Source organism: Dyella sp., from assembly GCF_035508675.1.
Taxonomy (GTDB): Bacteria; Pseudomonadota; Gammaproteobacteria; order Xanthomonadales; family Rhodanobacteraceae; genus Dyella_B.
In genome coordinates this window covers 1-25,914 of sequence record NZ_DATJMN010000354.1, presented here as the reverse complement: position 1 = coordinate 25,914, position 25,914 = coordinate 1, and the positions used below count along the sequence as shown (strand labels likewise).

General features: G+C 64.0%; 23 protein-coding genes and 1 pseudogene. 9 read left to right on the top strand and 15 right to left on the bottom strand.

Annotated features, from left to right (window positions below; all coding sequences use genetic code 11):
* Window positions 1–241 precede the first annotated feature (241 nt).
* Both VMA74_RS18860 and hemH read right to left on the bottom strand, forming a co-directional pair.
* Window positions 242–1,111, bottom strand: coding sequence for an alpha/beta fold hydrolase (locus tag VMA74_RS18860; RefSeq protein WP_325369784.1), 870 nt, complete (start codon window positions 1,109–1,111; stop codon window positions 242–244).
* The gene (hemH, locus tag VMA74_RS18855) at window positions 1,108–2,202 is read right to left on the bottom strand and encodes a ferrochelatase (protein WP_414649640.1); all 1,095 of its coding nucleotides are present in this window, start codon (window positions 2,200–2,202) and stop codon (window positions 1,108–1,110) included. The genes VMA74_RS18860 and hemH overlap by 4 nt, the downstream gene beginning before the upstream one ends.
* Before the next feature lie 99 nt (window positions 2,203–2,301).
* Here hemH and VMA74_RS18850 point away from each other — a divergent pair.
* The 5 genes and pseudogenes from VMA74_RS18850 to VMA74_RS18830 all read left to right on the top strand — a co-directional run.
* Window positions 2,302–2,976: pseudogene (locus tag VMA74_RS18850) on the top strand (lipid-binding SYLF domain-containing protein); the annotation flags it as partial.
* 92 nt (window positions 2,977–3,068) lie between these two features.
* Entirely contained in the window at window positions 3,069–3,317 is a 249-nt protein-coding gene (tatA, locus tag VMA74_RS18845) for a Sec-independent protein translocase subunit TatA (RefSeq protein WP_325369780.1), read from the top strand.
* Window positions 3,318–3,337: 20 nt separating this feature from the next.
* Complete coding sequence (gene tatB / locus VMA74_RS18840; protein ID WP_325369778.1) at window positions 3,338–3,700, top strand: Sec-independent protein translocase protein TatB; 363 nt, start codon at window positions 3,338–3,340, stop codon at window positions 3,698–3,700.
* Entirely contained in the window at window positions 3,687–4,448 is a 762-nt protein-coding gene (tatC, locus tag VMA74_RS18835; RefSeq protein ID WP_325369776.1) for a twin-arginine translocase subunit TatC, read from the top strand. Before tatB ends, tatC begins: the two co-directional genes overlap by 14 nt.
* The gene (locus tag VMA74_RS18830; RefSeq protein WP_325369774.1) at window positions 4,445–5,647 is read left to right on the top strand and encodes a class I SAM-dependent methyltransferase; all 1,203 of its coding nucleotides are present in this window, start codon (window positions 4,445–4,447) and stop codon (window positions 5,645–5,647) included. The genes tatC and VMA74_RS18830 overlap by 4 nt, the downstream gene beginning before the upstream one ends.
* A gap of 257 nt (window positions 5,648–5,904) precedes the next feature.
* Here VMA74_RS18830 and VMA74_RS18825 read toward each other — a convergent pair whose 3' ends face one another.
* The 4 genes from VMA74_RS18825 to VMA74_RS18810 form a co-directional block, all read right to left on the bottom strand.
* Window positions 5,905–8,145, bottom strand: a complete 2,241-nt coding sequence (locus tag VMA74_RS18825) for a hypothetical protein (RefSeq protein WP_325369772.1) — start codon at window positions 8,143–8,145, stop codon at window positions 5,905–5,907.
* A gap of 20 nt (window positions 8,146–8,165) precedes the next feature.
* Window positions 8,166–9,401 (bottom strand): multifunctional CCA addition/repair protein, encoded by a 1,236-nt coding sequence (locus tag VMA74_RS18820; protein ID WP_325369770.1) that lies wholly within the window; start codon window positions 9,399–9,401, stop codon window positions 8,166–8,168.
* 22 nt (window positions 9,402–9,423) lie between these two features.
* The gene (locus VMA74_RS18815) at window positions 9,424–10,374 is read right to left on the bottom strand and encodes a complex I NDUFA9 subunit family protein (protein WP_325369769.1); all 951 of its coding nucleotides are present in this window, start codon (window positions 10,372–10,374) and stop codon (window positions 9,424–9,426) included.
* 108 nt (window positions 10,375–10,482) lie between these two features.
* A complete protein-coding gene (locus VMA74_RS18810) occupies window positions 10,483–12,546 on the bottom strand; it encodes a transglycosylase SLT domain-containing protein (RefSeq protein WP_325369767.1) in 2,064 nt (687 codons plus the stop codon).
* Between the two features lie 205 nt (window positions 12,547–12,751).
* On the opposite strand from VMA74_RS18810, the gene VMA74_RS18805 reads away from it, so the two are divergent.
* Window positions 12,752–14,365 (top strand): glycoside hydrolase family 17, encoded by a 1,614-nt coding sequence (locus VMA74_RS18805; RefSeq protein ID WP_325369765.1) that lies wholly within the window; start codon window positions 12,752–12,754, stop codon window positions 14,363–14,365.
* On the opposite strand, the gene VMA74_RS18800 is transcribed toward VMA74_RS18805, so the two are convergent.
* The 5 genes from VMA74_RS18800 to VMA74_RS18780 form a co-directional block, all read right to left on the bottom strand.
* The gene (locus VMA74_RS18800) at window positions 14,261–14,686 is read right to left on the bottom strand and encodes a hypothetical protein (protein WP_325369763.1); all 426 of its coding nucleotides are present in this window, start codon (window positions 14,684–14,686) and stop codon (window positions 14,261–14,263) included. The two genes, VMA74_RS18805 and VMA74_RS18800, sit on opposite strands and share 105 nt — an antisense overlap.
* Window positions 14,683–15,465, bottom strand: a complete 783-nt coding sequence (locus tag VMA74_RS18795) for an endonuclease/exonuclease/phosphatase family protein (RefSeq protein ID WP_325369761.1) — start codon at window positions 15,463–15,465, stop codon at window positions 14,683–14,685. The genes VMA74_RS18800 and VMA74_RS18795 overlap by 4 nt, the downstream gene beginning before the upstream one ends.
* 134 nt (window positions 15,466–15,599) lie before the next feature.
* Window positions 15,600–16,256, bottom strand: a complete 657-nt coding sequence (locus VMA74_RS18790) for a thiol:disulfide interchange protein DsbA/DsbL (RefSeq protein WP_325369759.1) — start codon at window positions 16,254–16,256, stop codon at window positions 15,600–15,602.
* A gap of 82 nt (window positions 16,257–16,338) precedes the next feature.
* Window positions 16,339–17,217 (bottom strand): thiol:disulfide interchange protein DsbA/DsbL, encoded by an 879-nt coding sequence (locus tag VMA74_RS18785; protein WP_325369757.1) that lies wholly within the window; start codon window positions 17,215–17,217, stop codon window positions 16,339–16,341.
* A gap of 105 nt (window positions 17,218–17,322) precedes the next feature.
* Window positions 17,323–18,108 (bottom strand): c-type cytochrome, encoded by a 786-nt coding sequence (locus VMA74_RS18780; protein WP_325369755.1) that lies wholly within the window; start codon window positions 18,106–18,108, stop codon window positions 17,323–17,325.
* Window positions 18,109–18,288: 180 nt separating this feature from the next.
* Here VMA74_RS18780 and yihA point away from each other — a divergent pair, with 180 nt between their 5' ends.
* Window positions 18,289–18,936: a ribosome biogenesis GTP-binding protein YihA/YsxC gene (gene yihA, locus VMA74_RS18775; RefSeq protein WP_325369753.1), complete on the top strand. Its 648-nt coding sequence runs from the start codon at window positions 18,289–18,291 to the stop codon at window positions 18,934–18,936.
* Here the strand turns inward: yihA and VMA74_RS18770 are convergent.
* Window positions 18,926–19,417: a GAF domain-containing protein gene (locus VMA74_RS18770; RefSeq protein ID WP_325369751.1), complete on the bottom strand. Its 492-nt coding sequence runs from the start codon at window positions 19,415–19,417 to the stop codon at window positions 18,926–18,928. The genes yihA and VMA74_RS18770 overlap by 11 nt on opposite strands.
* 94 nt (window positions 19,418–19,511) lie before the next feature.
* On the opposite strand from VMA74_RS18770, the gene bioD reads away from it, so the two are divergent.
* Together bioD and VMA74_RS18760 are read left to right on the top strand one after the other, a co-directional pair.
* Entirely contained in the window at window positions 19,512–20,189 is a 678-nt protein-coding gene (gene bioD / locus VMA74_RS18765; RefSeq protein WP_325369749.1) for a dethiobiotin synthase, read from the top strand.
* A gap of 37 nt (window positions 20,190–20,226) precedes the next feature.
* Entirely contained in the window at window positions 20,227–20,577 is a 351-nt protein-coding gene (locus VMA74_RS18760; RefSeq protein ID WP_325369747.1) for a hypothetical protein, read from the top strand.
* A 55-nt stretch (window positions 20,578–20,632) separates the two neighbouring features.
* On the opposite strand, the gene VMA74_RS18755 is transcribed toward VMA74_RS18760, so the two are convergent.
* The 3 genes from VMA74_RS18755 to VMA74_RS18745 all read right to left on the bottom strand — a co-directional run bounded on the left by VMA74_RS18755 (window position 20,633) and on the right by VMA74_RS18745 (window position 25,555).
* The gene (locus tag VMA74_RS18755; protein WP_325369745.1) at window positions 20,633–22,795 is read right to left on the bottom strand and encodes a site-specific recombinase; all 2,163 of its coding nucleotides are present in this window, start codon (window positions 22,793–22,795) and stop codon (window positions 20,633–20,635) included.
* A 127-nt stretch (window positions 22,796–22,922) separates the two neighbouring features.
* On the bottom strand, window positions 22,923–23,825 hold the full coding sequence (locus tag VMA74_RS18750; protein ID WP_325369743.1) for a farnesyl diphosphate synthase: 903 nt from the start codon (window positions 23,823–23,825) through the stop codon (window positions 22,923–22,925).
* Window positions 23,826–23,899: 74 nt separating this feature from the next.
* Window positions 23,900–25,555: a copper resistance D family protein gene (locus VMA74_RS18745; RefSeq protein ID WP_325369741.1), complete on the bottom strand. Its 1,656-nt coding sequence runs from the start codon at window positions 25,553–25,555 to the stop codon at window positions 23,900–23,902.
* Window positions 25,556–25,914 lie beyond the last annotated feature (359 nt).

Genomic DNA, 25,914 nt, shown 5'->3' with positions numbered 1-25,914 from the left:
TCCTACTGTTGGTTGTGGTCAGCGGGTCGTGGGAGCGCCAACTCTCACGATCCGCGCTTCTCCAAGCATTGCTGCAAGGGTCATCGACGTTGCGCCACGAACGACGGCGTCGATGACGAGGCGAACGTAGCAAGTAAGCGTGCGGACGTCTGTAAGGGTCGGGCGACGCGTGATGCGCGTGCGGCCTGACTTTTTGCATTGGATGCGTGCGGGGCCGCTGGCAAGGAAATCGCGCTTTTATTTACAGCGCATGCCGTAACACCCACGCAGCCACGACATCCGGGTGTTCCAGCTGCAAGTGATGCCCGCCCTCCTGATGCGTGACATCAATGTGCGGTACCTGCTGCGCACGCGCTTGCATCATCGCGCTGGGCAGGTAGGGCGTGATGGGTGTGGCAAGCAACAGCGAGGTGGGTGTTTCGATGCCGGCCAGCAAGGCGCGAATCTGTGCTTCGGCCAGCCGCACGGCGCTGGGTCGCGTGAGGCGCGGATCGCTGCGCCAGCGATAGCCGCCTTCGACCTCGGCCAGCCCGCGTTCCACGATCGGACGCGCCAGCTCGGCGCGCAAGCCGCTGGCCATGGTGCGCGCGCTGATCGCCTGTTCCACGCTGGCGAACAGCCGCAGCGATCTGCTGCTTGGCGCGGGCGCCGCGTAGGCGTCGCGAAAACGCTGCAAGGTGTGGGCGCCGTCGTCGCCGAGTGGGCCAAGCCCTTCGATCAGCCACAGTCGATCGATGCGTTGCGGTGTGGCCGCGGCAGCGAGCGAGGCGATGCCCGCGCCGAGCGAATGGCCGAGCAGGGCATAGCGTTCAAGGCCTAATGCATCGGCGGCGCTGAGTACGGCGCTGACGTAGTCGACGTAGTGATAGCTGATGCCGGCCGGCAGATGGCTGGAATGTCCGTGTCCGGGCAACTCCAGTGCGATCACGCGAAAGCGTGCGGCGAGTTTCGGCGCCAGGAAGGCGTAGCTGCCGGCGTTGTCCAGCCAGCCGTGCAAGGCCAGCAGCGGTGGTGCAGCAGCATCGCCCCAGATCAGGGCGGTCAGCGAGAGGTGATGCGACAGGGTGATGCGCTGTTCGATCGGCGCATCGGCGTGCGTGCGCTCGATCATGGTGCTTGGCGCGACGAAAATTCCGGCCAGCCCTGGCTGTGCCGCACGATCAGTGCGGCGAGACTTGCTACCTGCTCGTTGCTGTCGTTGAGCGCGGGGATATAGCGCAGCGCGTCGCCGCCGGCTTCGGTAAAGAACTCGGCGTTCTGCATGGCGATTTCTTCCAATGTTTCCAGGCAATCCACGGCGAAGCCGGGGCAGGCGACGTCCAATCGCTTGACGCCTTCGCGGGCGAGGCGTTTGACGGTTTCATCCGTATACGGCTGCAGCCAGGGTTCGCGGCCTACGCGGGATTGGAAGCTCACCAGCAGTTGCGCTTCGTCCAGCTGCAATCGCTCGCGTAGCAGGCGCGCCGTAGCCTGGCACTGCTGCAGGTAGGGGTCGCCGGCCGCCACATAGCGCTGCGGAATGCCATGGAAGGACAGCAGCAGTTTGTCCCCGCGGCCGTGTTCGGCCCACCAGCGCTCGATGGACTGCGCCAGCGCGTCGATGTGGCCGGCATCATCGTGGTAGTCGTTGATCATGCGCAGCTCTGGTGGCCAGCGCAGGTGCTTGAAGGTATCGGCGACGGCGTCGATGACTGATCCGGTGGAGGTGCCCGAGTACTGTGGATACAGCGGCAGCACCAGCAAGCGTCGCACGCCTTCGCGCTGCATCTGCGCGATCTGTTCGCGTACCGAAGGCTTGCCGTAGCGCATGGCCAGTGCGACGCGCACGGAGCCCGCTGCGGTCTGGCCGAGCCGCGCCTGCAGGGCCGCGGCAAGTCGCTCCGAACCGATGCGCAGCGGCGAGCCCTCCGGCGTCCACACCCGTGCGTAGGCATGGGCCGAGCGCGCCGGCCGGATGCGCAGGATGATGCCGTGCAGGATCAGCCACCACAGCCAGCGCGGATACTCGATCACGCGCGGATCACCCAGGAATTCGGCCAGATACGGTCGCACGGCGCGTGCCGTCGGGGCGTCCGGTGTGCCAAGGTTCACCAGCAGTACGCCAGCCTGATTAGGTTGGTCGTAGGATTGGCCGGCAGGGCCGGTATAGTGATAAGTCGGCATGGTGGCGTGGGCAGCAGACGAACCGGTCAAGTCTGCCATAAGCTGCCACATGCCTTTCGCAATACGTGGCTATGCTTGCTGCCGTTTGCGACCGCGATTGAGTCATATCCAGATCGGGAGCTATCTATGTTCAAGCCATTGCGTCGCCTTTCGTTTGTCGCCCTTGCGTTGCTGCTGCCCGTTGCCGCGGCGCATGCCGGTGACGATACCCCCGAGCAGCGCGCGCAGAGTGCCGTGCGCGTGCTCAACGAGATCGAGCAGGCGCCGGACAAATCCATTCCCACTGATTTGCTGCGCGATGCGCGGGCGATCGCGGTGATTCCGGATGTGCTGAAAGTCGGCTTCGTGTTCGGCGGCCGCCGCGGCGAGGGCCTGATCTCGGTCAAGAATCCGGACGGTACCTGGTCCAACCCCAGCTTCATCTCCTTCGGCGGCGGCAGCGTGGGCTTCCAGATCGGCGTGTCCAAGACCGATGTGATCCTGGTATTCCGCACCCAGCGCGGGGTGGATTCCATCGTCAACGGCAAGTTTACGATCGGGGCCGATGCCTCGGCGGCAGCCGGTCCGGTGGGCCGTACCGCGGCCGCGGCGACCGACCAGCAGCTGAAGGCGGAAATCTATTCCTATTCCCGTGCCCGCGGTCTGTTCGCCGGGGTGGCGCTGGACGGCTCGGTGATCAAGATCGATTACGATGCCAACGAACAGGTTTATGGCAAGGGCATCACCCCGCGTCGTATCTTTGAAGGCGGCGTGAGCAACGTCCCGGCGGCGGTCGTGCGCTTCCGTGACACGCTGGAGGAGTACACTGCGCGGTAAGACTGCGCGAGCGCGCTCTTCACATGACGGAAAGCCGGCGCCCGCACTCCCGCGGGCGCACCTGGCAACCTTCCGCAACGAGGTTTCTCATGGGTTTGGACAGCATTTGGCATTGGGCGATCCTGCTCGTCATCATCCTGCTGGTGTTCGGCACCGGTAAACTGACGCGGGTCGGCTCCGATCTCGGCAATGCCGTGCGCGGCTTCAAGAAGGCCATGCAAGGCGACGAGGACGAGGAAAAGCGCAAGGCGCAGGAAAAGCTGCAGGCCGACCCCGAGCCCGGTGCCGGCGCCAACAGCACGGCCAGCCAGCAGCGCGATTCCAGCGAATCCAAATAAGCGCATAGGACAGCAGCAAGATGATCGAGATCAGCCTCGGCAAGCTGGTGTTGCTGGCGCTGATTGCGCTGATCGTGCTCGGCCCCGAAAAGCTTCCGCACGCCGCACGCACGGCGGGCGCATTGGTGCGCCGCCTGCGCCAGGGCTGGGACAGCGTGCGGGCCGAAGTGGAACGCGAACTGGAAATCGAAGAACTCAAGCGCACCGCGCGCGAAGCGGCGGCGCGCGCCGAGGCCATGCAGACCGAGATGAACAAAGCCGCCCGCGAGACCCGCGAACAGGTGGCAAGCACGGCCACGGACGTGCGCGATAGCGTTGCCGACGTGCAGAAGGATCTGCTGCAGGCCGATGCGCCCAAGGAAACACCGCATGGCAGCGCCTGAGCCCGAACTGGACGTGCAGGAGGGCCTGTTCTCGCACCTGCTTGAACTGCGCTCGCGCTTGATCAAGGCGATCCTCGCGCTGGCCGTGGTGCTTGCTGCGCTGGTGCCGTTCGCCAATCGCCTGTATGCCTGGCTCGCCGCGCCGCTGGTCGCACGCCTGCCGGAAGGGGCGCACCTGATCGCCACCGAAGTGGCGAGCCCCTTCATCACGCCGCTGAAGCTCGCGTTCTACGCGGCGCTGTTCATCAGCATGCCGGTGATCCTGTACCAGCTGTGGGCCTTCGTCAGCCCTGGTCTGTACAAACACGAAAAGCGCCTGGCGCGCCCGTTGCTGGCGGCCGCGCTGGTGCTGTTCTACACCGGCTGCGCATTCGCCTATTTCCTGGTGCTGCCCGCCGCGTTCCGCTTTCTTACCGCGGTCACGCCCCAGGGCGTGGAGATGATGACCGACATCACGCATTACCTCGACTTCGTGATGCTGATGTTCTTCGCCTTCGGCCTGTGCTTCGAAGTGCCGGTGGCGGTGGTGGTGCTGGCGGCCGTCGGCATCGTCGATCTGGACAAGCTGCGCAAGGGGCGGCGCTATGCGGTCGTCGGCGCGTTTGCCATCGCCGCCGTGGTGACGCCGCCTGACATTACCTCGATGATCATGCTGGCCATTCCCATGTGCGTGCTTTACGAACTTGGCCTGCTTGCCGTGCGCTGGCTGCTGAAGCCGAACGCGGCCGATGCGCCCTCCCATCCATGATGAACCGATCTTCGCGCCTGCCCGAGCCCGCCGCCGACGAGCTTGCCCATTCCGAACACCTGCTGCAGCACCTGCGCGAAACCATCGCCGCGCACGGGCCGATGCCGTTTTCGCAGTACATGGAGCGCTGTCTCTATGCGCCGGGGCTTGGCTACTACAGCGCCGGCAAGACCAAGTTCGGTGAAGCCGGCGATTTCGTCACCGCGCCGGAACTGGGCGAGCTGTTTGCACGCTGCGTGGTGCAAGCCGTGCAGCCGGTGCTGGCCATGCTGGGGAGCGAGGCAGATTTTCTGGAACTTGGTGGCGGCAGCGGCGCATTCGCCGAAGCGGCGCTGCTGGCGCTTGCCGAGAACGGCGTATTGCCTCGCCGCTACCTGATCCTTGAACCCAGCGCCGACTTGCGCGAGCGCCAGCGCGAGCGGCTGATCGCCGCATTGCCGGCGGCGGTGATGGCGCGCGTGGCATGGATCGATCGTCCGCCCGAGGAAAACTGGCGCGGCATTCTGTTCGCCAACGAAGTGATCGATGCCCTGCCCACGACACGCTTCGTCGTGCGCGATGGCGAGGTCTACGAGGAGTACGTCACGCTCGATGGCGAAGCGCGCCTGATGCGCGTCGATCGTCCTGCCGACGCCCTGGTGGCCGGCGCCGTGCGGCACGTCGAACGCGATCTCGGCCGTCCGTTCGCAAATGGTTACCGCTCGGAGATCCTCCCGCAACTGCCCTACTGGATGCAGGCCATCGCCGGCTCGCTCGAAGCGGGCCTGATGCTGTTCATCGACTACGGCTACGTGCGCCGCGAATTCTATTTGCCGGAGCGGCAGGACGGCACGCTGATGGCGCACTACCGCCACCGCGCCCACAGCGATCCGCTGCATTTGCCGGGTCTCAACGACCTCACTGCGTCGGTCGATTTCACCGCTTTGGCCGAAGCCTGCAACAGCGCCGGTTTTGACGTGGCGGCCTATCTGCCGCAAGCCCATTTCCTCATTGCCGCCGGTTTGCAGGACGTCTTCGAGCGTGCCTACGAACAAGCTCCTGACGATGCCGCGCGCTATCGCCTCGCCCAGCAAGTGAAGAAACTCACCTTGCCGGACCAGATGGGCGAGCGGTTCCAGGCGATGCTGCTGGCGCGCGGCTTGCCTGCATTGCCGCTGCCGGCAGAGTTGCTGGCGGCGGATCAGGGTGGGCGATTGTAGGTAGAGCTCAAAACTTAGGCGGATCCGAAGCAAAGGGGCGGGTCACGCAGGAAAGCTGGCGTAGGTTGGCGGTGAGGCGAAGCCGAACCCCAACATCGTCATCTGCATGGCAACGTTGGGGTTCGCATACGCTCACCGCCAACCTACGAAGCATTACGCCGTGGTCTTAGGTTCGGAGCGCTGCAGCTGCAGGAGCATATCGGGCGGTCCGTCGATGCTTGATCCCAAAGGACCACGGTGGGTCTGCACATCGCGGTTTAGTGCTTTATCCCAGCATGCAGCCACGCGTAGGCAACCATGGCCCATGGATGAAAGCGAAAGTGCAAATCATGTTCGCCGGCAGGAACGCAGACGGCGCGGAACATGCCATTGCCGCGATGGATTGAAATCGCCTTGCCATCCAGCTCGGCTTGCCAGCCGGGGAAATCCAGCTCGCTGACCACCACCCAGCCGCTGTCTTGCGCCTGCACGCGAATATGCTGTTGCGTGGGTGTGGCATTCACGACGGCGGCGTTTACGCGGCCAGTACACGCTGACGCAAGCGGGCGTTCCGTGCTTGCATCGTGACGATCGCGTGGCGTCAGCAAGAGGGTGTTTCGAAAGTCGGTGGCCGCGAACAACGATGCGTCGGGGAGGACTCCCGCTGCAAATAAGCGTACGTGAGTAGGGTTGAGCAAGCGCGGATAGGCCAGATCCGTGCTCCAGAGTTCGGCGTCCTTTTCGGAAAGGATTCGCCGGTAGCCGTTGGAAGGCTGCAATGTTGCTGCGCCATCACGATGGCCTATGACGAGATACCGGGCACCCAACAGCCGGCTCACCGGACCACCCGGGCCAGGATTGAACGCCGTTGTTCCAGCAGCCGCAGCGCTGCTCGCGCGCGCGCCATACCATTGCTCGTACAACGAGTAGCGCAAGGGGTTGTAGCCTTGGGTAGACCATAGACCCTGGACAGTCATCAGGTTGTCCCATGCGGCACTGGTGTCTTGTGTCTCGATGCGAGGTGCCAGGCCAGGCGGGCTTTCGCGCGCTTCATTGCTCAGGAATTTCACGATCGGGCTGTTCTGAAACGCCTGGGCCGTGTCCTTCATCTGGTTGAAGCGGCCGTTCAAATTAAAGCAGCGGTAATCGACGATCAGTACGGCCAGCAGCCATAACGTGGCGCGCCATTCGCTGCCGGGTTTTTGCAAGCGCCATAGCGCCAGTGCGGCGCATGCCGCCGCCAGCAGGGTAAATGCCGGCCAGCGCATCCCTTCCACGCGCATATCCAGGCTGGCGCCTGCCAACCAGCACATGGCAACAGTGAGCAGAATGGTGATGTCCCGGCGGCATTGCAGGTTGAGCTGGCTGGCGGCGATGCCGGCCATGATGGCCAGAGAGAAATTCAACAAATAGGCGCCATCGCTGGGGCGGCGAAAATGCTGCATGCCTGGCATCCAGTCGTACAACCAGCGATAGAGCGGCGTGTGGACGCCAAACATGTACAGACACGCGAACAAGGCCACGATGCCGAAAAAGACCAGCGATGACCTGCCGTGGCGAGCTCGCCATGCACGGGGAAGCGCAAGCATGGCCAGCAAAGGGATGGCGCCGATGTACAGATAAGCCTCGACCACACTGGCCGGGCCATCGTAACTGCCGCGCAAGGCGTGCAAGGCATTGGGAGCAAGCAGGCTTAAAAAGGTGCGCGCATCCAAGGAGGCACCGGCTGCGTCCGACAGCGCCATCGTGGCCCGGTTGGACACGCTCATGAAGGCCCAGCTGAAAAGCAATTGCGGCAGCGCCAGCGCAAGCGCACACACCGATGCAGCGACCATGCCGCCAATCCATCGCCAGCGGTCCTGCGTGCTGTAGCTCCTCCACCGTTGTGCCGTTCCGATGATGCAGTAAGCGATCAACGCCAACACGAAAAGATAAGTAACCTGCACCAGGTGCACCGCCAGCGCACCCGCTGCCAGGCCGAGCAGCACAGCATGTCGCAGCTTGGGCCGGGCAAGAAAATGCCGGAGAAAAAGCAGCACGACTGGCGCGTAGCCGTAAGCGACGACGATGGGCGTGTGTTCGAGCCGGGACGCGGCCACGCCGCCGGCCATGTATACGGTTGCGCCGATGAGCGCACCGGCGGCGTTGACCTTGTCTTGCCGTAGGAAAGCGAGCATGGCGATGCCGCCCATCAGCAGATGCAGCAGCACGCCCCAGCTGAACCAGACCGGCCCAGGTGCCTCGCGCAGCAGCATCCAGGCCATCAGCAACGGCGAAAACAGCATGCCCTGGGGATCTGCTATTTGCGGATAGCCCGAATAGATAGAGGGGTTCCACCATGGAGCAAGTCCAAGCCGAAGACTGTGCGCATTGAAGAAGACAGTCGGATAAAACTCGTCCATGGCATCCCATGGCATGACTGACTTGCCGATCAGCAGCGATGCGTTCAGCGCCACCCACGCCAGGCAAAGGACCAGAACCAGGCGTTGGAAGGAGGGCGGCTTGGTGATGTCTGACATGTCTTCCCTGGCCAAAGGTGCTATTCCTTTGTGAGGTTGCTCTTTAGCGCACCGATCGCTTGCACGCGCGCTTTCTCCATCGCCGCACCAATGGCCGGCCCTTGCAATCCTTGCGCGACAAATGGCGCGGCAGTGATCGACGCGGCAGCGTTGCGTGCCTGCTCCAGCCAGGCCGCCTGCGGGTAGTCGTCGTGTTCGTGACCCAGGCGACCGCGCTTGTCGGCCATGCAGGCGGTGAGAAAAATCTGCAGGCGTTCGGGACGGCGCAAGGCGTCGAGGGCGGTCAGCAGTTTGAGTACTGTGGCGGGCTTGAGCTCGAAGGCGCGGTGTACGTTGAGGTGCTCTCGGCACACCAGTGCGGCGAGTTCGGCGTAGTCGGTGGGTACTTTCAGGCGCGCGGCCAGCGCGCGCAATGGCTGCACGCCACGATGCTCGTGGCCGACATGGCGCGGTAGCTCTTCCTTGGGGGTCAGCGCCTTGCCGAGATCGTGGACCAGCGCGCAGAAGCCGACCAGATCATTGCCCGGAGCCAGCCTGGCGGCGGCGTCCAGCACCATTTCCACGTGGATGCCGGTATCGATTTCCGGATGGAATTCGGCGCGCTGCGGGATGCCGTAGAGCGCGTCGATTTCGGGAAACAACACAGCGAGCGCGGCCGATTCGCGCAGGACGCGCAGAAAGGCCGACGGTTGCGCCTCGCCCAATGCCTTGCGCGTCTCCGCCCATACGCGCTCGGGCACGAGGTGATCGACTTCACCGTTGCGCACCATCTGCTGCAGCAAGGCCATGGTTTCCGCGGCGACGGTGAAACCGAGTGGTGCGAAGCGCGCGGCAAAACGGGCGACGCGCAGCAAGCGCACCGGGTCTTCGACGAAGGCCGGCGAGACATGCCGCAAGACGCGTTGCTCGATATCGCGCGCGCCGCCGTAAGGATCGACCAGCCGGCCTTGCTCGTCTTCGGCGATCGCATTGATGGTGAGGTCGCGCCGCGCCAGATCCTGTTCCAGTGTCACGTCGGGATCGGCATGGAAGGCGAAGCCATGGTAGCCACGGCCGGTCTTGCGTTCGGTACGGGCGAGGGCGTATTCCTCGCTGGTTTCCGGATGAAGGAATACCGGGAAGTCTTTGCCGACCGGTCTGTAGCCCAGTGCGAGCATATCTTCCGGACGCGCACCGACTACCACATGGTCGTGGTCGATCACGGGGCGTGCCAGCAGTTTGTCACGGACTGCGCCGCCGACCAGGTAAGTACGCATGGCTTATTGTGCCATGGCCGTCTCAGAACCCGTGGTGGCGAAAAGCCTGCCGGCACGCATCCAATCGGCGCTGTCGTGGCATGCCCTGGAGCACGTGTGGCAGCAACAGCGAGAACGATTGCGGCGTGATGCCGAGCGCCGCATAGCCATCTACGTCACCGACCGAATCGGTGCCGAGGGAAAGAAAGTTGTCGAGCGAAAACGGCTTGCCGGGCAGTGCGCCGGCGATGCGTGCCTGCCAGCGGCCAAGGCTGTCAGGCAGCGGCATGATGCGTGTGCGCAAGCCGGCGGCATCGCGAATGGCGCGAACGATCTGGCCCAGGGTGAGCACTTCCGGCCCGTACAGTTCAAAGCAGCGACGTGAGGAGCGCTTGTCGTCGGCAACGCAGCGGGCGATGGCTTCGGCGACGTCGCCCACGTAGGTGGGCGCCATGCGCGAGTTGGCACGCGCCAGCGGAAGCACCGGCGTTTTGCGCAACAGGCTGGCGAAGCGCGTGATCAGTCCATCACCCGGCCCGAAGATCACGCTCGGTTCGTAGATCGTCCAGTTCAGCGCGGAGCGCTTGACCAGCGCCTCTGCTTCGCCGCGCGTTTGCAAGTATTGCGACTGACCCTGGCCGGCCTTGAGCGAACTCATCTGGTGCAGGCGCTGCACGCGCACGGCTTGGCAGATGTCGATCAGGCGCCGTGACATCTCCACGTGCGCGCGTTGGAAGGTGTGATGGCCACTGCTGTTGAGAATGCCGATCAGGTTGATCACGGTATCGGCCCCTTCGCAATGACGCCGCAGCACCGCATCGTCATAGACGTCGGCGTTGCGGATGACGATGCCGGGGAGGACGGCCAGCGCACGATGCCGTTCGCGATTGCGGGACAGCAGCGTGATCTGATGCCCATCGGCGGCAAGGCGCGGCAGCAGATGGCTGCCGACAAAACCGGTTGCGCCGAGCATGACAATGCGTTGCGGGTGCATGGCGAGCATCCTCCTGATGTATTGGGAGGGAAATCAGCCTCGCGCAGAGTTTACGCGGATCGAGGCGACAAGCCCAAAGTCATCACGCGGATCACGGCCTGATCGCCATCAGTGCGCGACATCCTTCACCGGCTTGCCTGCTGTCGAAGCGGCCGATGCCGGGGCGGCGGCCGTCACGGGCGCCGGACAGGTCAGCGCTTTGCGTTGATTGGGCGGATCGATCTGGCCGTACGCCTGTCCGATCGGCGGCATGCGCGTGGAGATCGGTGCAGCATTGCCATGCAGGCGCCAGTCGTAGATCACGCTGTAATACATCACGCGCGCGACGTATTCGCGGGTTTCCTTGAACGGAATGGTGGCGACGAACAGGTCCGGTGGCAGCAGGTCGCGGGCGGCGAGCCACTGCTTCACGCGCGCCGCGCCGGCGTTGTACGCCGCGCTGGCCAGCCACGGGGAACCATCGAAGCGTGCGGCCAGCTGCGCTAGGTAGCGCGTGCCCAGTTCGATGTTCACGGCCGGGTCGTACAGGCTGTCGCCGCCGTTCCAGGGCAGGCCGCTGCGGCGCGCGACCTCGGCGGCGGCGCTGGGCAGCAACTGCATCAATCCGCGCGCGTCGGCACCGGATTGCGCGTCGCTCATCCAGGCGCTTTCCACGCGCAGGATGCCGTAGGCCCAGGATGGATCGATACCGGCCTGCTCCGCTTGCGGCACCAGGCCATCCTGGCTGGCGAGCGGAAAGCGCAGCGGGTAGTAGCTCAGTGCGTCGCCCTTGTTGAACGAGAACACCGCGCGGTCGTACCACCCGCGTTGGTTGGCGAGAATCACCGCCTGCTGGATCGTCTGTGCATCGGTGTTGGCCAGCGCCTGGCTCCATTCGCGGCGCGCCTGCTTGAGCATGCCGACGGCAAACAGTTCGAAGGCGCGGCGCACGCCCGGGATGGCCAGCGCGGCCTGCTGTGTCTGCGCATCGGCTGCGAGCGAGGTGCTGCACAGCGCGTACGGTGCGTTCTGGCGATCGGCGGCCAGGTAACCGAAATAGCTGGATTGCTCGGCCACGCTGGCGTAGACGCGTTGCGCTTCTTGCGTGCGGCCGAGTTCGCTCAAGGCGCGGGCGCGGAAGTATTGCCATTCGTCATCCTGTTGTTGCGTAGGCGGCATGGCGGCAATCGCATCCAGCACGGCTTGCCAGTTTTTTTCCGCCAGCGCCACGCGGACGCGCCACTCTCGGCTGGCCGGCGTCTGCGCGGAAGCGGGCAGGTTGACCAGGCGCGCCAGGGCGTTGTCGTCGAAGTCGGTGGCATGGAAGACGGCCAGCGCGTTCAATACGTGGTCGCGCTGCCCGGGAGTGAAGTGGAAGCGGCTTTGCAATGACTGCCAGGCATCGTCGGCCATGCCGGACTGGCGGCGCGCCAGGCGCACCAGCGCCAGTGCGGCGGCTTGGCGCGTGCGCACGTTGTCGGGCCATTGCTTGGCCGCCATCACGGCGGCAGCCGGATCGTTGAGCGCCAGGGCGAGGTTGCGGGCCGACTCGGCCTCTTCCGGCGGCAGCCACTGCACCAGGCCGGAAATCGTGCCGGCCTTGCCCGCTTCGGCTGCGGCGTCGATGCGCGACCATAGGCGCGCGGAAGTCAGCAGGCCCTGATCATGCGCGGCCTGCAACACCGGATCGCAGGCGGAAGGCAGCGCCGGTTCAGCCCATAGCGCGGCCAGGTCGCGGTTGAAATCCAGCTTGGCGCCGCCGGCAAGTTGCGCTTGCAGGGCATCGCAGCTCAGTGCGTTGCCGAGGCCGGGCTGGTACATCGCGACGAAATCCGTCCAGTCCTGGCGGCGCGCCAGTTCTTGCAGGAAATCGCGGCGCAGGTCGCTGGCGGGAATCAGGTCGGGATACTGCCGCAAATAGGCTTCCACCGTGGGGCGATCCACTTGCTGCAGATCGTGCTCCAGCGAGGCCGCCTGCAAATAGGGATAGAGCGGGTAATCCTTGAGACCTCCGGCCAGCGCGCGCCAGCTGTCGCCGCCTTGGCTGGCGGCGGCATACGCTTGCTTGAACGCGGCGCGTTGCGCGGCCAGCGATGCGTCGTCGGTTTGTGCGGCAACCGGGCCGGCCAGCATCCCGCCGGCGATGACGGTCAACAGATAGCGGCCGAGACGCGATACGGCTAGCGAGGCCATGAGGACTCCTGTTCCTGCGGGCAATCGCAGGCAGTGTAATGGATGAGTTTTTGCGGGTATGAACGGCGCTTCACGCGCATGCGATGTGCTGTTTTTTGCACCGCTGGCTTCAATCACGCGCATGGAATGTCACCTTGCCCGTTCCCTGTTTCCCGTTCCCCACTTATGCTTCAGCGTTCTGCCCCAAGACGCGCACAAGGCCCGCATGCCACCCAAGTCCAAGAGTGCCGCCCATTACGGTCTTGCCTGGCTGGCGCTGATCCTGGCGACCTTGGCGGGCTTGGCATGGTGGTGGCAGATCGGCCGGGCGGTGGACGTGCCGGACGCGCCGTCCGCACGCATTGCCTGCGTGTCGTACGCGCCGTTCCGCAAGCCGGGTGAAACACCGTTCAATCCGCATTTTGTGATCACGCCTGAGCGCATCGACGAAGATTTGCGCGCGCTCTCGCAACGTTTCGACTGCGTGCGCACCTATTCGCAAAGCAACGGCTTGAGCGCCGTGCCGGCGATTGCCGCGCGTTATCACATGCAGGTGCTGATGGGCATCTGGCTGGGCAGCGTGGCGAAGACGAATGAAAAGGAGATCGAGCAAGGGCTTGCCACCGCCAGGGCGAACCCCAAGGTGATCCGCGGCATCATCGTCGGTAATGAAGTGCTGTTGCGCGGCGATCTGTCACCCAAGCGGTTGGCCGAATACATCCGCCGCGTACGCGCAGCCGCGCCTGCCACGATTCCTGTCACCTATGCCGACGTATGGGAAAACTGGTTGCGCTATCCGCAGATGGCGAGCGTGGTCGATTTCGTCACCATCCATATCCTGCCGTATTGGGAAAACGATCCGGTGGCGGCGATCCATGCCGTCAAGCACGTCGAAGACGTGTACGCGCGCATGCAGCACATGTTTCCCGGCAAGCAGGTGATGATCGGTGAAACCGGCTGGCCCAGCGAAGGCCGCCTGCGCCGTTCCGCCGAACCGAGCCTGGTGGATGAGGCGCTGTATCTGCGTAGTTTTCTGCGTTATGCGGCCACCGTGCATATGCCGTACAACGTGATCGAGACCTTCGACCAGCCATGGAAGCGCGAACTGGAAGGTACCGTGGGCGGCTATTGGGGCATCTTCGATTCGAATGCAAAGCCGAAATTCCCCATGTTCGGGCCGGTCACGGAAGATCCGCAGTGGTGGCTGGGATGGCTTGCCGGTGTCGTGGGTGCAACGGCCTTTGCCTTGGTGGGCGGCCGGCGCCGCAGCTGGCATGGCGTGCGCGGATGGCTGGCCTTGCTGATGGCCGGCTTTGCCGCGGGCACCTCGGCGGCGTGGCAATGGCGGCAGATGATGTACGCCTGCCAATGGTGGTGGGAATGGCTGCTTTCGGTGGTGTGCCTGCTCGGCGCGGTGGCGATTGCCGCAGCGCTGGCACGGCGCATTGCGGCGCATCTGGCGGATCATCACGATCACACCGAACCGTCGCAGTGGTGGCGTTACTGCGCATTGTTTGCGCTGGTGCTGTACGACATCCTGCTGGCGTTCAACGGGCGCTATATGGATTTTCCAATGGGCTTGTTCTGCATGCCGTGCGTCGCCTACGGCGTGTTCGGCCTGTTGACGCGCGAGTTCGTCATGCCGTCGGCGGAGCAGCGTTTCATGGCCTGCATAGGCCCGTTGCTTGCGATCGCACCGGTGGTGCAGGAAGCGGGCATGAACAAGGTGACGTGGCTATGGCTGGGTCTGAATCTGGCGATTGCCGTGCCGATCTGGGTGGCCTGGCGTTGCCACCGTGCCGTTAGCCTGCAGCCGTACCAGGCGCAGACTGCCGATTAGCAGCGCGACTGCGCCGGCGTAGTAGCAATACAGGATCAAAGCAAAGATCCCGAGCGTAGCCGCCAGCCATGCCAGCCATGGCTTTTTAAAGATCAGCGCCAGTGCTGTGACGATAAGGGCGGCAACGCCATAGCTGTAGGTATTGAAGCCGATCACGATGGCAGTGCGTGCGCCACACCACGCGGGACCATCGCCGTCGTCGCAAAGTTGGGCCAGCGCGGGCGGTTCGATAAAGCCATAGCGCAGCCAGGCGCTGAGCAGGCCCGCAGCCACCAGCAGAAACCAGGGAAGGGCGATCGGAACGAAACGTCGTGCACTCATTGATGCGTTTTGCCTGAAGTCGAGGGGAGCTGGATATCAGCCGCCAGTGCCAGATGATCGGAGAACGCCTGCGGTAGCGTCCACATCTTGTGGATGCGAATGTCCGATGACACCAGGATGTGATCGAGCGCGCGCCGTGGCTTCCAGCTCGGAAATGTCGGCACGGGCTGGTCCGGCGGCTGCAGGCTCGAATGGGCGAACAGGTGGCGCATTTCCGCGCTGCGCGTGTCGGTGTTGAGATCACCCATCAAGACGGCATGCGGATGATCCTGCAAAACCTCGGCGATGAAGGCGAGCTGTTTCGCACGCGCCTGCGCACTCAGCGAAAGATGCGCGATCACCACTGCCAGCCCATTGGCGTCGTCGCCGAAACGCGCCAGCAAGGCGCCGCGCCCGGGAATGCGGCTGGGCAACGGATAATCCACCACCACTTCCGGCTCCAACCGGCAGATCAGGCCATTGGCCGTATGCGAGAGCTGGGCGACCGGACGGTTCGGCTGATGGCTCCAGAACGGCATGCCCGAGGTTTCGGCCAGATAGCGCGTCTGGTTGAGGAAACCGGAGCGCAGGCTGCCGGCATCGGCCTCCTGCAGGCCGATCACGTCGAACTGCGGGAGTAGTTCCGCCAGGCGATCGAGGTTGTCCAGCTTGCTGCGTGCGGGCAGCACTGCATTGATGCCACGCGTCACGTACTGGTGGTAGCGCTGCACGCTCGCCCCCGCCAGGATGTTGCAGCTCAGGAGACGTAGCCGTTGTTGCTTGGCGGAGGCGCGTGTCATGAAGTGGAAACGTGGGATGCTCGCGTTGTGAACCGGGGCATCCTATCGGTTCTCGATGCGGTTATTGTGAAAACCGTATCGCAACAGGCGGCTCCGGCGTAGCGCGTAAGCCGCCTGTTGGCGTGGACAGGCGCTTACTGCTGCTTGGCGTTCAATTCCTTCTGCACCAGCCATTGGGTGAGGGCTACCAGCTCATCGAAGCTCTTGACGTTGGCGCTGCGGTACTTGCCGTCGACCACGATGGTGGGCGTGCCGTCCACGCCCCAGGCCTGGATCAGTGCGAGATCTTTCTTGATTTGCGCATCCACTTCCGGCGAGTTGGCGATCTTCAGGAACTCGTTGCGATTGACGCCCTGGCTGGCATAGAAGTCCGCAATTTCGTCCATGGAGTTGATCGGGTACTGCTCCTTGAATTTCTTTTCGAACAGCACATCGTGCGTGCGGTCGAGCACACCCAGTTTCTTGGCCGCGTAGTAAGCGCGCGCGAACGGTACCCAGCTGTCGTTGAACGGCGCCGGCACCAGCTTGAAATCCACGCCCTTGGGCAGTGTCTTGCGCAGCTCATCGGCGTAGGTGGAGAACTCGGCGCAGTGAATGCAGGCGTAGGAGAACACCTCCACCACCTCCACCTTGCCGCTGCTGCTGTCGCGCTGATAGGGCGCGGAAAGCGTGACGTACTGGTCGCCATCGGTGTACGGGGCGGCGATATCGGGGCTGGCCGCGCTGCAGGCAGTGGTCAGCAGCAGGCCGCAGAGCAGGGTGGCGAGACGGAGTCGGGTGGTCTTGAACATGGTTCTTCCTGATGACGAAGTTCATCAATCTTCTTGATCAAAACAAAAGCGCCCGGCGGACCGGGCGCTGTGCATGCTTGGCTTACTTGCCCGCGGCGACCTTGGCGATGAGCCATTTGGTCAGCTCGATCGACTGGGCGTAGCCGCCGGCATCGCCGGGCGTGAAGCGGTATTTGCCGTTGATGATGATGGTGGGCGTGGCATCCACGCCATAAGCCTTCACCATGTCGTCGGCGCGCTTCATCTGCGTGTTGATGCTGAAGGAATTGGCCACCGCGACGAACTGCTTGGGATCGACGCCGTACTTGGCGTAGAACTTTGCCACGTCATCGATCGTCGGCCATGCCGACTGCGGCTTCGGCCGGCCGGTAGCGAGGTCGTCGGAGGCCAGCTCGCCGGATTTCCATACTGCATCGAACATCGCGTCCTGGGCTTTCTCGGCCACGCCCAGCGCCTTGGCGGCGAAGTAGGCGCGCTGGAACAGCGGGAAGTTTTCGTCCGGACGGAACGACACCGGCAGATAGGTCATCACCGCATTCGACGGCAGGTTCTTCTCGATCTGGTCGGCGGTGGTGTGGAACGCGTTGCAGGCCGGACAGGCATAGGAGAACGCCTCGGTCACGACGATCTTGTCCGGGTTGCTGGTCGGCTGCTGCGGCTCGATGGTGAAGTAGTTCTTGCCTTCCACCCACTTGCCGTTGTCGACGAAGGGTTCGGCCGGCGCGGAGGGTTTCTGCGGCGCAGGCGCGGTCGAGGCGGAAGCCGGCGCAGCCGCGGTGCTGGCGGATGCGGCCGTGGAGGCGGCAGCCGGAGCCGGTGCCGTGCTGGCGGGGGCGGGTGGCGTGGCCGGCGCGGAGGTCTGGGCCGGCGCTGGTTGCGGCGCCGTGGTATCGGAGCCGTTGTGGCTGCAGGCAGCTAGCGCGATCAACGCCGCGCAAAGAAAAGACAAACGCTTCAGCATGGCTGGCCTCAGGGGATGGAAATCGGGAATGGGGTGGGGATGCTCCGATTCATTCTACGAAAAATGGATCAGAAGCATCCCTGGGACAACATCGCCGGCGGCAAGTTACGGCGACTTGGCGGTCGCGCTATGGTCGGCCACGTGCAAGCCTTCGATATAGCTGGCCAAGGCCGCGATATCTTGCGGGTCAAGGTTCTTGGCGATGGTCGGCATGATCTGCGCGTGCGCCTCGTGGCCCCATGCCACGCCGTCATGGAAATCCTTCAGCTTCGCTTCGATGTACTGCGCATGCTGGCTGGTGAGTTGCGGGTACATCGCGCCGGGGTTGCCACGGCCGTCGATGCTGTGGCACGCCATGCAGGCCGGGATGCCGCGCTGCGGATCACCTTCGCGATAAAGCATCTGGCCATGTTCGACCAGCGCCTGGTCAGCCACGCCCGGCAGAGGCTGTTTGCTGGCGAAGTAGGCGCCGATGTCGCGCATGTCCTGGTCGGACAGCGGCGTGGCCATGCCGAGCATGATGGCGTTCTGCCGATCGCCGTCTTTGAAATTGTGCAGCTGATGCGCAATGTACATCTCGTGCTGGCCGGCCAGCTTCGGGTATTGCGGATCCGAGGAGTTGCCATCCATGCCATGGCAGGCGCCGCAGGCGGCGGCCTTGGCCTGGCCTGCCGTGGCATCGCCAGGCTTGGTGGACATCATCCAGTTGTTGTCATGCGGTGCGGCGGTAGGCACGGCGGCAGCCGGGGCGCTAGCGGCAGGCGCGGGTTCGGCGGGGGCCGGCGCGGGAGCTTTGGTGTTCTGAGCAAGGATGGCGCTGGTAGAGAGAGCAAGCACCAGGGCGACTGCATTCACGACAGCGGGCCGGCAACCGGCGAGCCGAAAACTCATACACTTGCCTCCAGAAAACACTGTTGGATGTACAGTGCGCACCCTCGAGCCCTTGCGCACCGTGACGGGCAGAACAGCAGGATGATCCGATTCGTCCACAGGACCGTTGCCGCCTGCGCAGAACGAATCAAGGCATCCTCAAATTATCCTTACCCCATACTAGCCGGTCAAACGAAGGCCATGCCTACCAATCCATTGCAGGGCGCACAGTTTGTGCTTGCCGCCCACCGTATCCAGCAACTGCCCGCCGACGAAGGCGCCGAAGTGGCATTTGCCGGACGCTCCAACGCAGGCAAGTCCAGCGCCCTTAACGCACTGACCGGCCAGAAGGGCCTGGCACGCACCTCGAAAACCCCGGGGCGCACCCAGCAGATGGTCGCCTTTTCACTACCCTCGGTGCTGCGCGGTGAAACGTCGCAGGCTGCGGCTGCGCGCCTGATCGATCTGCCCGGCTACGGTTACGCCAAAGTCCCGGAAGCCTTGCGCGAGCATTGGCGGCATGAAATCGATCGCTATCTGCATGAGCGCCGCAGTCTGCGCGGCGTGGTGCTGATCGTGGACATCCGCCATCCGCTCAAGGAGTTCGATCGGATGATGCTGGATTTCTGTGTTGGCACGCTGTTGCCCTGCCACGTGCTGCTGACCAAGGCGGACAAGCTGTCACGCAATCAGGCGGCGCAGGCGCTGACGGCCTTGCGCAAGGACATCGGCGCGAACGCAGCGGTCACGATGCAGGTGTTTTCAGCGCCCGATGGAACGGGTGTCGAAGAAGCACGCAGCGCGGTGATGAGCTTGCTGGCGAGCGATACGCGCGCTGCTAGGGTTTGACGGCTTCCATGAAGACTGCGCACAGCGCTTCCATGCCGGCGCGATCTTCTTCATCAAAGCGGCCGACCGAAGGGCTGTCCACATCCCACACGCCCAGCAGGCTGCCATCGGCGTTCACCAGCGGCACGACGATCTCCGATTGCGATGCCGCATCGCAGGCGATATGACCGTCGAAATCGTGCACGTTGCGCACCAGCTGGGTTTGGCGCGTCTGCGCCGCGGTGCCGCAGACGCCGCGGCCCAGCGCAATGCGGATGCAGGCCGGCTTGCCCTGGAACGGTCCCACGACCAATTCCTGGCCGTCGTACAGGTAGAAGCCAGCCCAGTTGAAGTCAGGCAGGCTATGAAACACCAGCGCCGCGAAGTTGGCGGCATTGGCGATGAGGCTGGGTTCGTCGGCGAGCATGCCGCGGACCTGTTCCGCCAGCTCCGCATATTGTTCGCGCTTGCTGGTGGCGTGATTGGCTTTGATCTCGAACATGGGGTTCTAAAATGGGCCGCTTGGCGCCCATCACAAGTGGCGAGGTGGTCATTATGAGCGAATCTTCCAGGCGCGTTGCAGGCGGCCGACCCGTATGACGCCTGCGGTATTTGTCGCCGGCACCGATACCGGCATCGGCAAAACCCATGCCGCCTGCACGTTGATGCACGCCTTGCGTGCCGAAGGCCGGCGCGTTTGCGGCATGAAACCGGTGGCCAGCGGCTGTGCCGAGACCGCACAAGGCCTGCGCAACGACGATGCGTTGGCGTTGCAGGCGGCCAGCAGCGAACCGGTGCCTGCTTATGACGAAATCAACCCCATCGCCTTGCGCGAACCGTTGTCACCGCATCTGGCTGCCGCGCACGCAGGCGTGACGATTGCGATGCTTGCGCTGCAAACTGCTTTCCGTGCCCTTGACGCGCGGTATGACACCGTAGTGGTCGAAGGTGTTGGCGGCTGGCGCGTGCCGCTGGCGCCGCAGCTGCTTGCTTCGGACATACCCAGGGCGTGGGGGTTGCCTGTGATATTGGTGGTGGGATTGCGGCTGGGTTGCCTCAATCATGCCGTGCTTACTGCCGAGGCCATCGCTGCGGATGGTTGCCGGCTGATCGGCTGGATTGGGAACTGCATCGATCCTGACATGGCGGCAATCGAGGAAAATATCGACACACTGCACGCACTGCTGCCGGCGCCATGCCTGGGCATCCTGCCGCATGGCCTGGCGCCCGCGCACGCCGCGGGCCTGCTCCAACAGGGCGTGCAGCAGCTTTGAGGATTCATGGGGAACGGTCACTGCAAAGGGAGGAATCATGACCAACCGCACTCACTACTATTTGCAAATCAAGGATCTCGCGCACGCACGCGGCCCGGAACCCGCCTTGAGCTACGACGGCGCCGGCCCGAACGATTTGGCGGCGGCCTTGCAGGAGGCGCTGCGCAGCCCGCTGTTGTTCCAGCGCTGGCGTGCGCTGCAGCCCGATCCCGATGGCGTGGACGAGCGTCTCGGCGTGACCGACCAACTGGCTGCGGTGAGCGCCAGGGTCGCGGATTTGGATACCGATCTCGAAGTGATTACCGATCTGCCGATGAGCATCGTGCGTCAGCGCTTGAACTGGCTGATCGGGTCGTGCTGGCAACTGCACGACGTGCGGCCGGCATAGGAGACGGCATCGCAAGGACGTGGTGTGCGCAACCGCTCTTCACGATGGACGGCCCTCAAGCCGTATCGGCAGCCACCTTGGTGCGCCCCGGAAACACCAGCTGCAGCGGGTTGGTCAGAATGTAACGCCACAACGCGCGGTTGATTTCCCGCCGCGCGCGGCGCTGCATGGGTCTGGCGCGCAGCGCCATCTGGAATGCCAGGGCGAAACTCACCGCCACGTTGAGCATGGCCATCACGGCCGTGCCCGTCAGTGACCACCAGATGTCATGCGTAGCGAAGGCCGCGCTGCCGAGCACGCCGATGGAGGTACCGATCGAACCGGCTGCCACGGTGACGTGGCGTACTTCGTACGGCAGCGCGAACGCGGTGAGAATGGCCGGCATCAGGCCGAGCATCATGCCGAGCGTGAAGTTGCCGACGACGCCGGCGACATTGCGCCGCGAGAAGTTCGCGAAACGCGCGGCGCCACGCTCACCCAGCACAAAACGCAGGCGGCGATTGTAGGAAAGCACATCGCGCAGGCGATGCAGCACGAACCAATTGTCGGCCCAGCCGGAAAGCAGGCTCGACACCCATAGCAACACCCCGGTCATGGCGGCCCACAACGGCGTGGCGCCGAGCAGCGAAAACGAATGGATGGTGGCGCGGGCTTTCTCCGGGTTGAGCAGATTGGCGCCGAACAGGGCGTGGGCCAGCAACTGGACGAGCAGGCACACCGGCAACACCGCTACCAGGTTGCCAAAAATGGCCGCCGCTTGCGTGCGGATCAGCGCCACCACGGCTTGTACGAAATCGTGCATGCCTTGCGGCGTGCCGATGCCGTCCAGCTTCTGCGCCAACATCGGCGCGGTCATCGCCGGCTGCTTGGTGGCGAGGGTGAAGTGCAGGAAATGCATCAACAGAAACGCGCTGGCGTAATTGACGCCGGCAAAGAAGCCTTCAACCATCGGATGCATGTGCAGGCTGAAGATGAAGAACTTGATGTAGACCGCGGCGACCATCACCAGGCCGCCGCCGAACGCGGCCCACAGCATATGCAGGTAATTCTTGCGGTCGTAGGCGACGTAGTGTTCGCCGTCCTCCGCGCTGCGATCGACCACCTTGCGCGCCAGCAGCGAAAAATTGCTGCGCATCAGGCCGGTGACGCTGTGGCTGGCATGGTTGGCGGCGATCAGATCCGCAAACAGACTGGCGATGGGCTGAGCCGATTCGCCATGCTGCCGGATCGCCAGCCACGCTTCCAGCAAACGTTCGGTGCGTACGATGCGCGTGCGCATCCGTTCGAGCTGGAACACGATATCGACGTTGACACCGTTTTCGTTCAGATGCGCGTGCACGTCGCGCAAGGCGCGCTGGCATTCGTCCAACAAGGCACGCAGGTAATTCACCTCCTGCAGCAATGTCGTGCTGATGCGTGCATGGCTTTCTGTTTTGTCCGCAACGTCACCGTCAGCGGCCGTTTCGATGGCCAGCATGGCGCGCGGAAGTTGGTAGAACGGCAGTGCTTCGAGCCGTTTTTCGCTGAGGCGGGTACGGATCGCTTTCGACAAGCCGGTGGAACCGACCTGGCCGATCAGGTTATGCATCGCAGCCAGCAGTTCGATGGACAGGCGGCTATATGAGCGGGGTGCGTGCTGGTCCTCGCTGCTTTCTGCTGGGGCAGGCTCGTCTGGTGTGGCCGTCCGATAGGCAAATAGCTCGCTCAGCTTCTCGAGTAGTTCGCGCGGCAACGCGGCTACCCATTGCGCGTCATCGGCGGAGGGAAACATCAGCCGGAACAGGTTCGACAGATCGCGGCTGTTGGGCGCAATCGGGATCAGCGAATCCTGCAGGCGTTCGATCAAGGCACCCGTGAAGCCGGAATGCGCCGGCATGCCGGAATCGCACAACAGCGCCATCGCATCCATCTCGCGCACGATGCTTTGCAAGGTCAGCGCGACGCGCGCCTTCCATTCGGGATTGCGATCGAGCAGTTGCAGCAGGTAGCGCAAGCGCACGTGGGGCGGATATTTGGGCGCTTGATCGGGTTGCTGTGCCTCGCGGGCGAGCGGGCCTTCGCGATGCAGCCAATGCGATACCTCGACCAGCCATTCGTTGCGCGCCGCCAGTTCGGCGCGCGGATCGGCGTGCGCCAGCAGGGCATCGATCTGGCGCCCGGTACGCAGGGCATCGCGCCATTTGCGCCAAAAGCTGGTGATGGATGTGAATACCGTCATGCCTGTAACGTCCTTGGCTGGGCAAATCCGCCACCCTTCGGATTTGCCGGTAAGGCCGGGCGTGCATCACCTGGCCAAAAGCTGCACGTTCCTGTGCGAAAGATTTATCGCGGCAAGGAACCTGCGGTCAATGATCACGCTGCTGGATGAAGTCTGCCAGCCACAACAGCGGTTCGGCGTGATCGGAGATGCTGCGGGCCGCTGCGCGCGCTTCATCGAACAAGGCATCGGCGCGCTGTCTGGCTTGTTCCAGGCCGAGCAGCGACGGGAACGTCGACTTGTGTTGGGCGAGGTCCTTGCCGGCGGTCTTGCCCAGCGTGGCGGTGTCGGCGATCTGGTCGAGCACATCGTCCTGGATCTGGAAGGCCAGGCCAATGCACTTGCCGTAGCGCTCCAGCGCATGCCCGGCCGCTTCGCCCGCGTTGGCGGCGATGCCGGCCAGCTGGCAGGTGACCAGGATCAGCGCGCCGGTCTTGCGCGCATGCAGCGATTCCAATTGCGCCAGCGTGAGGGTCTTGTTTTCCGATGCCATGTCGACCGCCTGGCCGCCGACCATGCCCATCGAACCGGCGGCATGTGCGAGCGCGCGGATCATGCGCACTTTCTGGTCCGCATCGAGCGCGTCGGTGGTCGCCAACGCTTCAAAGGCGGACGTCTGCAGCGCATCGCCGACCAGGATGCCGACGGCTTCATCGTAGGCCTTGTGCACGGTGGGACGGCCGCGGCGCAGGTCGTCGTCGTCCATCGCCGGCAGGTCGTCATGCACCAGCGAATAGGCGTGGATCAGCTCCACGGCGCAGGCGGCCGCATCGAGCTTCTCCGCCGATACGCCCAGGCTTTCGCCGGCTGCATACACCATCAGCGCACGCAGGTGCTTGCCGCCTTCGCAGGCGTAGCGCATGGCTTCGTGCAAGCGCTCCGGATCGGTGGAAGCGGCAGGAAGCAGGGCGTCCGTGCTGCGTTCCAGCCGATCAAGGTAGGCGGGTACGCGATCGGCAAAGGCGGAAACCGCGGGGGAAGTCAGGCTCATTCGAAATCCGGGGAATAGCGAGCGGGAATGGAGCGGCCTGCCCAGTCGCTCAGCAGGCAGGCCGCGATTTTAGCTCATGCTTCTCGATACCAGAGCAGGATCACGCCGACCAGCATGAAGCAGGCCGGCCACACCCAGCCGGCGATGCGCCCGCCGCGCCCAGGCAGGCGCAGCTCCAGCCAGCGGGCCCAGCCCGAGGCCACGCCGGCCAATGCCAGCGGCGTGTGGGTCAGCTCGATCAACAACTGGTCCTTCACGTTGGAAATCTGGTGGCTGTGCGTGAGCAGCATCGCACCGCCCACCGATACCAGTAGCGGAAAAACCAGCGCTGCGTTGGGATTGCGCAGGCGTCCCGTGCGCACCGCCCATTCAAACACGCCGAACAGAATGATCAGCGCTACGAAGAAGCGGTGCTGCGCCACTTCCACGTCGCGCCATGCTGCCCACCAGCCTTCCTGGCCCATCGGCCAGACTTCCGGATCCGAGCGCACCAGCAAGAAACCCGCCATCAGCAGGAACAGCAACGGCCAGTGCTTGAGCCATCCCACGCCCGCGCGATTGAGCAAGGCGAGCAGGCCGATCAACAGCACGAAGATGCCGGCCCAGTGATGGTTGTATTCGGACCAGGCAATGTCGTCGGCATTGCGCGGCGCCAGCACGCCCGAACCCGGCACCACGGCTTGCGCGGCGACCTGATGGCGTTGCTCGGCTTCGCGATCCAGCTGTGCCTGCGCTTGCGACACCGCCAGCTGGTCGTGGTCGGGCGAGGTAAGGCGCGGCCATGCCGGTGCATTGCGCACGGCGATTTCGTGCAGCGTGACGCGGTCGGTGGTGAGGTCGACCGCGGGCGGCACCGAGGTCAGCGAGGCGGCGGCAAAGAAGATGGTGAAGCCGATGCCGATTTCCACTTCGGCAAAGCGGCGCAGGCGGATCACCGAGGTGTCCTGGTTCTTGCGCAAGCGCTCCGTCACCAGCAGATTGCCGAGGCCGAGCAGCAGCAAGGCCAGGAACATGGCGATCTTCGCGCCGACCATCACGCCGTAGGCCGTGCCATAAAAGCCCTGCATGTCGCCGATGTAGTACACGCACATGACCGAGCCGGAAACGATGATGCTGGCCACGCCGATCATCGACATGCGCGAAAAGCGTGCACCGACGATGCGCCAGCCGTTCGTATCATGCAATTTGCTCAGCGCCAGCACGAAGCACGGAATCGCCCCGATCCAGATCGCCGCGCCGAACTGATGCAGGCCTTCCACGCATAACAGCAGCACGTTGTGGTCGAGGCGCGCGTAGGCGTGCGTGGTGAAGGTGGCGGCCGTCAGCTCCGCCGCACCGATCAGCAACGGCAGCGCGGCACCGCGCAGGCCGGTGGACATGCGCCGGCTCAGGCATGGAATCAGCAGCAGCGCGCAGAGAATCTTGATCGTGCCGGCGATCGCGAATGGGGCCTGCATCACGTCCAGGAAGCTCAGGTCGACGGTGGATGTCACCACCGCTACCTGCAAGCCGACGCCGGCGACTTCGGCGATGATCAGGCCGATCGCGCTGACGATGGTCAGCCGCGCAATGCGCCGTTCCAGCTCCGTACCTTGCGGCAGCAGATGCATGAAGGGGCGCACCAGAAAAACCAGGAACAGGATGCCGCCCAGCATCATCGACTGCGCGACGATCGTCAGACCGTGCAGGATGATGCTGAGGTAGCCGAAGATGTCGACGAGAAGTTCCACGGGGATGCTCAGGAAAAGTGTGAGGCCAACTTTGCGATGATGTCGCGACGTGCGTAGGTTGGGGTGAGCGCATGCGAACCCCAACATCGTGATGCTCTAGGAGCCTGTCGGACTTGAGTTGGCCGGGCTGCAAATGCGCCTGCGCGGTCCATCTTTTCGTCGCTTCTTGACCCATAGAACCACTATGGGTCGGCGAATCGCCGAAAATCTGTCCTCGCGCAGTCGCATTTTCGCCTCGACCACTCAAGCCCGACAGGCTCCTAGGGCGCAGTTCACATAGACGGGCGGAAGGCCGTCAAAGAAAACCCCACGGGCGTTGGGCCTCGCGGGGTCATGCCGGCATCGCCGGAAGGGAAATG